The sequence below is a fragment of the Klebsiella sp. C283 genome (assembly GCF_048822555.1).
In the GTDB taxonomy this organism is placed as follows: Bacteria; Pseudomonadota; Gammaproteobacteria; order Enterobacterales; family Enterobacteriaceae; genus Klebsiella; species Klebsiella quasipneumoniae.
In genome coordinates this window covers 343,688-354,944 of sequence record NZ_JBMEZS010000001.1, presented here as the reverse complement: position 1 = coordinate 354,944, position 11,257 = coordinate 343,688, and the positions used below count along the sequence as shown (strand labels likewise).

The window sequence follows — 11,257 nt, the reverse complement described above, 5'->3', positions numbered from 1 at the left end:
AGGTCGTACACTACCTGTTTCACACAGCCTCTTTGTTGGCTGCACTCGCACACCCCTGTCAGATAGTGAACTATGCTGCTGGGGGATGTTCTCACTTGCCGCCTCGATGCTGCGCGAAATATTTTGTGTACGTTTCATTGTAAGTCAGTTCAGTGTAGACTTGTAAACCTAAATGTTTTCAAAATGGTTTACAAGTCGCTTATGACCCTGGACGATCTCGCCTTCGATCGGCGCCACATCTGGCACCCCTACACCTCTATGACTTCCCCCCTGCCGGTCTACCCGGTGGTTTCCGCCCACGGTTGCGAGCTGTCCCTCGCCGGCGGCGAACAGCTGATTGACGGTATGTCCTCCTGGTGGGCGGCGATCCACGGCTACAATCACCCGCGTCTTAATGCGGCGATGAAAGCGCAAATCGACCAGATGTCGCATGTGATGTTCGGCGGGATCACTCACCCTTCGGCGGTGGCCCTGTGTCGTCAGCTGGTGGCAATGACCCCGCAATCGCTGGAGTGCGTTTTCCTCGCCGACTCCGGTTCGGTAGCGGTTGAGGTGGCGATGAAAATGGCCCTGCAGTACTGGCAGGCGAAAGGCCAACCGCGTCGTCGTTTCCTGACCTTCCGCAACGGCTATCACGGCGATACCTTCGGCGCGATGTCGGTCTGCGATCCGCAGAACTCGATGCACAGCCTGTGGCAGGGCTATCTGCCGGATAACCTGTTCGCCCCCGCGCCGCAGAGCCGCTTTGACGGCGAGTGGGATGAAATGGATATGGTGCCCTTTGCCCGCCTGATGGCCGCGCACCGTCACGACATCGCCGCGGTGATCCTCGAACCGATCGTCCAGGGCGCGGGCGGGATGCGGATGTACCATCCGGAGTGGCTGAAGCGGGTGCGTAAAATGTGCGACCGGGAAGGGATACTGCTGATCGCCGATGAGATTGCCACCGGCTTTGGCCGCACCGGCAAGCTGTTCGCCTGCGAGCACGCCGGTATCGCCGCCGATATTCTGTGTCTGGGCAAGGCGCTGACCGGCGGCACCATGACCCTCTCCGCCGCGCTGACCACCCGCGAGGTGGCGGAAACCATCAGCAACGGTGAAGCCGGCTGCTTTATGCACGGCCCAACCTTTATGGGCAACCCGCTGGCCTGCGCGGTGGCCAGCGAAAGCCTGCACCTGCTGGAGAGCGGCGAATGGCAGCGGCAGGTGGCGGCGATTGAAGCCCAGCTGCAGACCGAGCTGGCTCCGGCGCGGGGATCCGCCCTGGTCGCCGACGTCCGCGTGCTGGGCGCTATTGGCGTGGTTGAAACCTGTCGCCCGGTCAATATGGCTGCCCTGCAGCGCTTTTTTGTCGAGCAGGGGGTGTGGATCCGACCGTTTGGCCGCCTGATCTACCTGATGCCGCCGTATATCATCACGCCTGAACAGCTGTCCCGCCTGACCCGCGCCGTTAACCTGGCGGTGCAGGACGAAACATTTTTTAGCGAATAAATAGCGGAATTGCGTCGTGGTGCAGGCTACACTTCCTGGTTAATCAGCGCATTATCAATGAGGATGAAGCATGAAACTGATCAGTCACGATCTCCAGGACGGCGGTAAGCTGCCTAATCGTCACGTCTTCAACGGCATGGGCTACGATGGCGACAATATTTCGCCGCATCTGATGTGGGATGATGTGCCCGCAGGAACCAAAAGCTTTGTGGTGACCTGCTACGATCCGGATGCGCCGACCGGCTCCGGCTGGTGGCACTGGGTGGTGGCTAACCTGCCTGCGGATACGCGCGTCCTGCCGCAGGGGGCCGGTTCCGGTCAGGCGGAGCTGCCGGAAGAGGCCGTTCAGACCCGCACCGATTTTGGCAAGGCGGGATACGGCGGCGCGGCGCCGCCGAAGGGCGAGACCCACCGCTATATCTTTACCGTCCACGCCCTGGACGTTGAGAAAATTGAGGTGGATGCCGAGGCCAGCGGCGCAATGGTCGGCTTTAACGTCCATTTCCATTCCCTCGCCAGCGCCTCCATCACCGCCCTGTTCAGTTAATCTTCCCCCGGATAGCGGCTTGCGCCTTATCCGGGCTACCTGCGGCGCCACGTGTTTTTCAGGTGGCGCTACACTCACCTTTACCAGATAACACTTACATATCAAATAAATACACGTAGCTGTAGGTCTGGAAAGCGCCGCGCCGCCGGGAAAGTATTGATTACCTTCCAGGCAACCCTGTTGCATGGTTATTTTGCCGGGTGGCGGCTGCGCCTTACCCGGCCTGGAGGGTCCTCTCACAGGCTCATACCTCGTAGGCCCGGTAAGCGCAGCGCCACCGGGCGATGACAGCAGGCGCAGAGCCGATTTTGTGCCGGGTGGCGGCTGCGCCTGACCCGGCCTGGAGTTCGTGCGATCTGTCGTTAATTTATTCACCATTGTTGCTGAAACTGCCGGTGCTGACGGCCTCAAAATCGCTGAGACGTTCCCGAAAGGCCGGGGCAGCCCGCATGGATGCGGGCTGAGGGCCGTGTTTTGCACGGACGCTGCCTCGGCCCGACCCGAAGCCTGCAGGGATAAGTCGAAGGCACCACGCAGTGGCGATTTTGCTGGCCGGAGCCCGGGGGTACAGGGGGCGGCGGCGACTGGCCGCCCCCTGTGCGCTCCCTGCGCCGTAAGAGACATAACGCAGAAAATTAACCGGGAGCGCAATCTGCCCGGAATTGACATAGAAGTTGTAGCCCTGCCAGGCGCAGTGCGAGCAAGGACATTTCCGCTTGTGCCGTTATTTTGCCGGGTGGCGGCTGCGCCTTACCCGGCCTACAGGGTCCTCTCACTGGCTCATACATCGTAGGCCCGGTAAGCGCAGCGCCACCGGGCGATGACAGCAGGAACAGAGCCGATTTTGTGCCGGGTGGCGGCTGCGCCTGACCCGGCCTGGGGTTCGTGCGACCTGTCGTTCATTTATTCACCAGCCTTGCTGAAACTGCCTGTGCTGGCGGCCTCAAAATCGCTGAGACGTTCCCGGCAGGCCGGGGCAGCCCGCATGGATGCGGGCTGAGGGCCGTGTTTTGCACGGACGCTGCCTCGGCCCGACCCGAAGCCTGCAGGGATAAGTCGAAGGAACCGCGCAGCGGCGATTTTGCTGGCCGGAGCCCGGGGGTACAGGGGGCGGCGGCGACTGGCCGCCCCCTGTGCGCTCCCTTCGCCATGATTGACATAACGCAGACGATTAGCCGGGAGCGCAATCTGCCCGGAATTGACATAGAAGTTGTAGCCCTGCCAGGCGCAGTACGAACAAGACATTTCCGGTTATGCCGTTATTTTGCCGGGTGGCGGCTGCGCCTTACCCGGCCTACAGTTCCCTCTCACAGGCTCATACCTCGTCGCCCCGGCAAGCGCAGCGCCGCCGGGGAGATCTGATTTACTGCTCAGTGACAACCTGCAGCGCGGTTTTACGCACCCGCGCGTACCACACCACCGTCAGCAGCCCGAGCCAGACCAGGCCAGCGATCAGCGCCATCCGCGTCTCGGCAAACATCCCCAGCACAGCGATGACCAGCCCCATAAACAGCAGCGTTAACAGCGGCGCCACCGGCCAGAACGGAACGGGGAAGGCAATCTGGCTGCGCTCTTCGGCAGACAAACTACGGCGCATGGCGAAATGGGACAGCAGGATCATCAGCCATACCCACACCGTGGCGAATGCCGCCAGCGAAGCAATCAGCACAAATACCTGCTCGGGGATCAGATAGTTCAGCACCACCGCCGCCAGCAGCGCGCCGCCCATGACCACCACCGTCATCCAGGGTACGCCGTTGCTGGCGATGCGCTGGAAGCTTTTCGGCGCCAGCCCCTCCTTCGACATGCCATACATCATGCGTCCGGCGCCGAAGATATCGCTGTTAATCGCCGAGATGCTGGCGCTGATCACGATGATGTTAAGGATTGTCGCCGCCGCCGGGATCCCCAGACCGTCGAAAATCAGCACAAACGGACTCCCCTGCTCGCCAAAGCTGTTCCACGGGAAAATCGCCATCAGCACCGCCAGGGTGCAGACGTAGAACAGGATAATGCGCAGCGGAATGGTATTGATGGCCTGCGGGATGACCTTCTTCGGATCCTTCGCTTCCGCGGCGGTGACGCCGATAATCTCCACCCCGCCGAAGGCGAACATCACGATGCCAAGCGAGGCGATAACGCCCTGCCAGCCGTTAGGGGCAAAGCCGCCGTGGCTCCAGAGATTTTCCAGCCCGGTGGCCGGGAAGCTATGGCCGAAGCCAAAGAAGATGATCCCCGCCCCCGCCAGCATCATGGCGATAATCGCCACCACCTTCACCAGCGACAGCCAGAACTCCATCTCGCCGAACACCCGCACGTTGCACAGGTTCATGGCGCCGATAAAGAAGATGATGCTGAGGATCCAGATCCAGCGCGGGACATCGGGATACCACAATCCCATATAGATGCCGAAGGCGGTCACGTCGGCCAGGGCGACGATTACCATTTCAAAAGTGTAGGTCCAGCCGGTAATAAACCCGGCCAGCGGGCCGAGATACTGGCGGGCATAGCTGCCGAAGGAGCCGGAAACCGGGTTGCGCACCGCCATCTCGCCCAGCGCGCGCATGACGATAAACACCGCCGCGCCGCCAATCAAATAGGCCAGCAGCACCGCCGGGCCCGCCGCCTTGATGGCGGAAGCCGAGCCATAGAACAGCCCGGTGCCGATCGCGGAGCCGAGCGCAATAAATCGAATGTGTCGGGCATTGAGCCCGCGCAGCAGATGTGGCTTGTGTTGTTGTTGCATATACAGGTGTCCTGGTTTTTTTATTTGACGACAAATATGCGATGTAGGGCGGTCGGGGGAATGATTTCCCCCGACGCGGGTACAGAGAACAACGGTGATTAGTGCAGGCCTGGCAGTACCGCAGGCAGCAGACGCGTCAGGTGACGGGCCGCCAGAAGCGCAATGGCATTATCGATATCCGGGGCGAAGTAGCGATCCTGCGTATAGTGAGGGACGCGTTCGCGCAGCAGATGGCGCGCCTCTTCCAGCAGCGGGCTGGTGGTCAGCCCTTCGCGCATATCCAGCCCCTGCGCCGCCGCCAGCCACTCGACGGCCAGTACGCCGCGGGTGTTCTCGGCCATCGCCCACAGGCGGCGACCGGCCGCCGGCGCCATCGAGACGTGATCTTCCTGGTTGGCGGAGGTCGGCAGGCTGTCGACGCTGTGCGGGTGCGACAGCGCTTTGTTTTCACTGGCCAGCGCCGCCGCCGTGACCTGGGCAATCATAAACCCGGAGTTCACCCCGCCGTTTTTGACGAGGAACGGCGGCAGCTGCGACATATGGCTGTCCATCATCAACGCGATGCGACGCTCGGAGAGCGAGCCGATTTCGGCAATCGCCAGCGCGATATTATCCGCCGCCATCGCCACCGGCTCGGCGTGGAAGTTACCGCCGGAGATCACGTCATTCTCGGCGGCGAAGACCAGCGGGTTATCGGACACCGCGTTGGCTTCGGCCAGCAGCACCTCAGCCGCCTGGCGGATCTGGGTCAGGCAGGCGCCCATCACCTGCGGCTGACAGCGCAGGGAGTACGGGTCCTGCACCTTGCTGCAGTTATGGTGCGACAGCGAGATCGCGCTGTCGTCGGTCAGCAGATGGCGATACAGCGCCGCCGCGTCAATCTGCCCGCGCTGGCCGCGCACTTCATGGATGCGCGCATCAAACGGACGACGGGAGCCCAGCGCCGCTTCGGTGGTTAACGCCCCGCAGACGACCGCGGAGGCGAACAAATCTTCGGCTTCGAACAGACCGCGCAGGGCAAAAGCGGTCGACGCCTGGGTGCCGTTGAGCAGCGCCAGCCCCTCTTTCGCCGCCAGGGTAATCGGCTCCAGTCCCGCCTGACGCAGCGCTTCGGTGGCCGGCAGCCAGTCGCCGCCGCGTACCCGCGCTTTACCTTCGCCAAGCAGGGTCAGCGACATATGGGCCAGCGGCGCGAGGTCGCCGGAGGCGCCGACGGAGCCTTTCGCCGGGATCCACGGCGTCACGCCGGCATTCACCAGGCCAATCAGCGCCTGGATCACGCTCAGGCGGATCCCGGAGAATCCGCGGGACAGACTGTTAATCTTCAGCACCATAATCAGGCGCGCCAGGTCATCGTCCAGCGGCTCGCCAACGCCCGCCGCATGGGACAGCACCAGCGAACGCTGCAGGTTCTCCAGATCTTCCGTCGAGATACGGGTCTGCGCCAGCAGGCCAAAACCGGTGTTGATGCCGTAGGCGGTCCGCCCTTCGGCAAGGATAGCGTTGACGCAGGCCACGCTCTCGTCAATGGCGGCAAACGCGCCGCTGTCGAGGGTAATATTCACCGGGTGGCTGTAGATGTCGCGGAGCTGCGACAGGCTGAGTTGACCCGGGATCAGAGTTAAAGATTTCATTTCGCGTTCCCCTGCGTTGCCGCCACCATCGGAAGATTCAGACCCTGTTCTGCCGCGCATTCAATGGCAATCTCGTACCCCGCGTCGGCATGACGCATCACGCCGGTGGCCGGGTCGTTGTGCAGGACGCGGGCGATACGCGCTGCCGCTTCATCGGTGCCATCGCAGACGATAACCATCCCGGAGTGTTGCGAGAAGCCCATGCCTACCCCGCCGCCGTGGTGCAGCGACACCCAGGTCGCGCCGCTGGCGGTGTTGAGCAGCGCATTCAGCAGCGGCCAGTCAGAGACCGCGTCAGAGCCGTCGCGCATCGCTTCGGTTTCGCGGTTCGGGCTGGCGACGGAGCCGGAGTCAAGATGATCGCGGCCAATCACGATCGGCGCGGAGACTTCGCCGCTGCGCACCATTTCGTTAAACGCCAGGCCCAGCTTCTGCCGCCATTCCAGACCGACCCAGCAGATACGCGCCGGCAGTCCCTGGAAGCTGATGCGCTCGCGCGCCATATCCAGCCAATGGTGCAGATGCTTATCATCCTTGATGATCTCTTTCACTTTCGCGTCAGTCTTGTAGATATCCTGCGGATCGCCGGAGAGCGCCACCCAGCGGAACGGACCGATACCGCGGCAGAACAGCGGGCGGATATAGGCCGGCACGAAGCCCGGGAAATCGAAGGCGTTGCTGACGCCCACTTCCTGAGCCATCTGGCGAATGTTGTTACCGTAGTCGAAAGTCGGCACCCCCATCTCATGGAAGGCCAGCATCGCCTGCACGTGGTCGGCCATCGAGCGTTTCGCCGCCAGAATGGTGCCCTGCGGATCGGATTCAGCTTTCTGCTGATACGCTTCCCAGCTCCAGCCTTTCGGCAGATAGCCGTGCAGCGGGTCGTGGGCGCTGGTCTGGTCGGTGACCATATCCGGGCGCACGCCGCGTTTCACCAGCTCCGGCACGATCTCCGCGGCGTTGCCGCACAGCGCGATGGAGATAGCCCGGCCTTCGGCGGTGTATTTCTTGATACGCGCCAGGGCGTCATCCAGAGAAGTGGCTTGTTCGTCCACGTAGCGGGTGCGCAGACGGAAATCGATGCGGCTCTGCTGGCATTCAATATTCAGCGAGCAGGCGCCGGCCAGCGTCGCGGCCAGCGGCTGCGCGCCGCCCATGCCGCCCAGCCCGGCGGTTAGCACCCAGCGGCCTTTCAGGCTGCCCTGATAGTGCTGGCGACCGGCTTCGACGAAGGTTTCGTAAGTGCCCTGGACGATGCCCTGGCTGCCAATGTAGATCCAGCTGCCGGCGGTCATCTGGCCGTACATCGCCAGCCCTTTGGCATCCAGCTCGTTAAAGTGTTCCCAGGTCGCCCAGTGCGGAACCAGGTTGGAGTTAGCGATCAGCACGCGCGGCGAGTGTTCATGGGTTTTGAAAACGCCCACTGGCTTGCCGGACTGGACCAGCAGGGTCTCGTCGCTTTCCAGGTTCTTCAGCGCCTTCACGATAGCGTCATAGCATTCCCAGTTGCGCGCTGCGCGACCAATACCGCCATAGACCACCAGTTCGTGCGGGTTTTCGGCGACATCGGGATCGAGGTTATTCATTAACATACGCAGCGGGGCTTCGGTCAACCAGCTCTTCGCGGTCAGCGTCGTGCCTCTTGGCGCACGGACGTCCAGCTGGCGATATTTGCTTTGCGACATCGGGGTTTCTCCTGACAATGAACGTTGTTTACGTAGATACATATACTTGTCTATACAAGCATGCGCAAGCCAGGATTTAACAGAAATGATACAATTTTGTTATATTGCGTCAGCAATCACGTTTTGCTGACGCCAGCGTGGATCAGGAGCCAAAGCGGCCCTGCAGACGATAGCGGCTACCGGGGAACAGCAGGCGCGCGTGGGAGACGATGTGGGTTGTCGACCAGGTGCGGCGGCGGATCAGCAGGCAGGGATCGTGGGCGTGAATATGCAGTAGCGCGCACTCTTCCGCCGTGGCCTGCACCGCTTCAACAATATGTTCACCTTCGGTTAACGGGGCGATCAGCGACAGATAATCATGGGGCGTGGTGGCGGTATAATCCTGCTGAAGATAGTCCGGCACCACCGCGGCATTGACGCAGCGATCTTCGATTTGCACCGGCACCTCGTTTTCGTAATGCACCATCAGCGAGTGAAAGATGCGGGTGCCTTCCGCTACGCTGAGCGCCGCCGCCTGAATATGATCCGCCCGGGTCTCCTCCAGCAGCAGCACCTCGCAGCGGTGCTGATGGTGACGGGCAATAATTTCTTCGGCAATGCTGCGCACCTCAAACAGCGCCGACTGCCCTTTCGGCTCGGCGACAAAGGTCCCCACCCCTTGCAACCTGACCAGCAGGCCTTCATCCGTTAGCTCGCGCAGCGCGCGGTTGATGGTCATCCGGCTGAAGCCGAACTGGGCCACCAGCTCCGCTTCGGAAGGGATACGGTCATGCGGTCGCCAGACGCCGCTGTGAATTTTTTCACCGATAGCCTGCTTCACCTTCTCATAAAAAGGCGCGGGCGCGGAACGGGGTTGCTGTGAAAACATAGCCTGGCTTTCCTTTTGCAAAATGGGCGGCGAAACACCCAGAATATACCGGAATGGCTACTGCCACCAATGGACGATTTGCCATGCCAGACGGGCGGCCGCGCGGGCGCCCTGACCGTCAATGTCAAACTGCGGGTTGAACTCCACCAGATCCACCGCCTGCAGCTTACCGCTGCGGCACAGCGGCTCAACGATGCGCAGCAGGGTCGCCAGCGGCACGCCCAGCGCCGCCGGGGCCGACACCGCCGGCATTTCCCGCGCCGGGAGCACATCCAGATCGATGGTCAGATACAGACGATCGTACTGCGCGATGTTGCGCTCAAGCTCCGCCAGCACCCGGGTTTCGAAGGCCTCCAGCACCTGGAGATCCTCCACGATAGCCACCTCGCGCCGCGCCGCTTCCTCCCAGAGCGCCTGGGTGTTGGCCGCCCGACTGACGCCGATGCAGGTATAGTGAAAAGCGCGCTGCTGCGCGTCACACTCCAGCGCCAGCTGGCGGAACGGCGTCCCGGAGCTGGCGCGCTCGGCAACGCGCAGATCAAGATGCGCATCGAGATTAATAATGCCCACTTTTTCGCCCGGGAAGGCATCCAGTACCCCCGCGCCATGACCGAAGGCGGTCTCGTGGCCGCCGCCCAGAACCAGCGTGCGTTTCCCGGCGCGCTGGCAGGCGGTCACCGCCTCGCGCAGCGCCTGATGCGCGGCTTCCAGCTGGTCGCCATCGACGCTAATCGTGCCCATATCCACGCAGCGGTCGTGGCCCTGATGGCTGGCCATATTGGCCAGCGCCCGGCGTAGGGTCGCCGGGCCGTCAGCCGCTCCGGTACGCCCTTTGTTGCGCCGGACGCCTTCGTCACAGGCGAAGCCAAGCAGCGCGATATCGCCGGGCAGCGCCTGCGGCGCGAAGCGTTCCGCGCGGGGGATGGTCTGAAACAGGCGCAGCGCATTCGGCGCTTCCGCACTATCATCGCGCCCCTGCCAAAGGTTGGCGGGCGTAGCTTGCCACAGCATCATTGCCATTCTCCTTGTACCACGCGTCCCCAGAGCGGACTGCGCCCCGGCTCATACACCATCTCGACCGGATGCTCGGCATCCCAGATGGCAAAGTTCGCCACAAAGCCCGCCGCCAGCTGACCGTGGCTGTTCTGCCGCCCCAGCGCCCGCGCGGCATGGCGCGTCACGCCGGCCCACGCCTCCTCTGGCGTTAAACCAAACTTGACGCAGGCCATATTCATCGCCAGATGCAGGCTGGCGAAGGGGCTGGTGCCGGGGTTGAAATCGGTCGCCACCGCCATCGGCACCTGGTACTTGCGCAGCAGTTCCACCGGCGGTTTGCGGGTTTCATTGAGGAAGTAAAACGCGCCGGGCAGCAGGGCCGCCACGGTGCCGCTTTCGCGCATCGCCGCCACCCCCTCTTCCGTCAGATATTCAATATGGTCGGCGGACAGTCCGTGATAACGGCTCACCAGCTGGGCGCCACCCAGCGAGGAGAGCTGCTCAACGTGACCTTTAACCGGAATGCCCAACGCCTGCGCCGCCTGAAACACCCGCTCGGTTTGCTGCGGGCTGAAGCCGACGTTTTCGCAGAAGACGTCAACGCTTTCAAACAGTCCCTCCCGCCACAGCGTCGGCAGGATAGTGTCGCAGACCAGCGTAATATAGCCGTCGGCGTCGCCTTGATATTCCGGCGGCGTGGCGTGGGCGGAGAGCAGCGTCGCCGAGAGTTCCACCGCGTTATCACGCGCCAGCTGGCGGGCGACCCGCAGCATTTTGCGTTCGTTTTGCAGATCGAGACCGTAGCCGGATTTGATCTCCAGGGTGGTCACCCCTTCACGCAGAAGGCGGGCCAGACGCGGCTGCGCCAGCGCCAGTAATTCGGCTTCGCTGCTGTCGCGGGTGGCGCGCACGGTGGCATTAATCCCCCCGCCGCTGGCGCTGATGGTCTGATAGGAGACGCCGTTCAGCCGCAGCTCCCACTCCTGCGCCCGGCTGCCGCCGAAGATCAGGTGGGTATGGCAGTCGATTAATCCCGGCGTGACCAGCCGGCCTTCGAGATCGATCCTGCGCCCGCTGGGGAGGTCATCTTCGGGGACGATTGCCGCAATGCGACCGTCGCGCACCAGCAGCGCGTGGCGCTCCAGCAGACCGTACGGTTGGGAAGCATCAGGGTTCAGGGTGGCGAGACGGGCGTTTCGCCAGATAACGCGTTCGGAGGTGGCTTCAGTCATAGCGCTTAACTTGTCATGGGTTGTATAGACATTTATTTTCATAACGCCGGGAATGTCA

General features: G+C 62.5%; 8 protein-coding genes. 2 read left to right on the top strand and 6 right to left on the bottom strand.

Annotation, left to right across the window (positions count from 1 at the left end; all coding sequences use genetic code 11):
- The first annotated feature begins 201 nt into the window (after window positions 1-201).
- Window positions 202-1,491: an adenosylmethionine--8-amino-7-oxononanoate transaminase gene (gene bioA, locus ACOI7Z_RS01665; RefSeq protein WP_087849174.1), complete on the top strand. Its 1,290-nt coding sequence runs from the start codon at window positions 202-204 to the stop codon at window positions 1,489-1,491.
- 70 nt (window positions 1,492-1,561) lie between these two features.
- Complete coding sequence (locus ACOI7Z_RS01660; protein WP_002895575.1) at window positions 1,562-2,038, top strand: kinase inhibitor; 477 nt, start codon at window positions 1,562-1,564, stop codon at window positions 2,036-2,038.
- A 1,363-nt stretch (window positions 2,039-3,401) separates the two neighbouring features.
- On the opposite strand, the gene ACOI7Z_RS01655 is transcribed toward ACOI7Z_RS01660, so the two are convergent.
- From ACOI7Z_RS01655 to hutI, 6 genes are all read right to left on the bottom strand, one after another.
- Window positions 3,402-4,784 carry an amino acid permease gene (locus tag ACOI7Z_RS01655; protein WP_023288910.1) on the bottom strand — a complete coding sequence of 461 codons (1,383 nt, stop codon included), beginning with the start codon at window positions 4,782-4,784 and terminating at the stop codon, window positions 3,402-3,404.
- A 98-nt stretch (window positions 4,785-4,882) separates the two neighbouring features.
- Window positions 4,883-6,418 (bottom strand): histidine ammonia-lyase, encoded by a 1,536-nt coding sequence (hutH, locus tag ACOI7Z_RS01650; RefSeq protein WP_023288909.1) that lies wholly within the window; start codon window positions 6,416-6,418, stop codon window positions 4,883-4,885.
- Window positions 6,415-8,103, bottom strand: coding sequence for a urocanate hydratase (gene hutU, locus ACOI7Z_RS01645; RefSeq protein WP_023288908.1), 1,689 nt, complete (start codon window positions 8,101-8,103; stop codon window positions 6,415-6,417). The genes hutH and hutU overlap by 4 nt, the downstream gene beginning before the upstream one ends.
- A 142-nt stretch (window positions 8,104-8,245) precedes the next feature.
- Window positions 8,246-8,971 carry a histidine utilization repressor gene (locus ACOI7Z_RS01640; protein ID WP_023288907.1) on the bottom strand — a complete coding sequence of 242 codons (726 nt, stop codon included), beginning with the start codon at window positions 8,969-8,971 and terminating at the stop codon, window positions 8,246-8,248.
- 57 nt (window positions 8,972-9,028) lie between these two features.
- Window positions 9,029-9,985 (bottom strand): formimidoylglutamase, encoded by a 957-nt coding sequence (hutG, locus tag ACOI7Z_RS01635; RefSeq protein WP_023288906.1) that lies wholly within the window; start codon window positions 9,983-9,985, stop codon window positions 9,029-9,031.
- On the bottom strand, window positions 9,982-11,241 hold the full coding sequence (gene hutI, locus ACOI7Z_RS01630) for an imidazolonepropionase (RefSeq protein ID WP_170927834.1): 1,260 nt from the start codon (window positions 11,239-11,241) through the stop codon (window positions 9,982-9,984). The genes hutG and hutI overlap by 4 nt, the downstream gene beginning before the upstream one ends.
- Window positions 11,242-11,257: the final 16 nt, after the last annotated feature.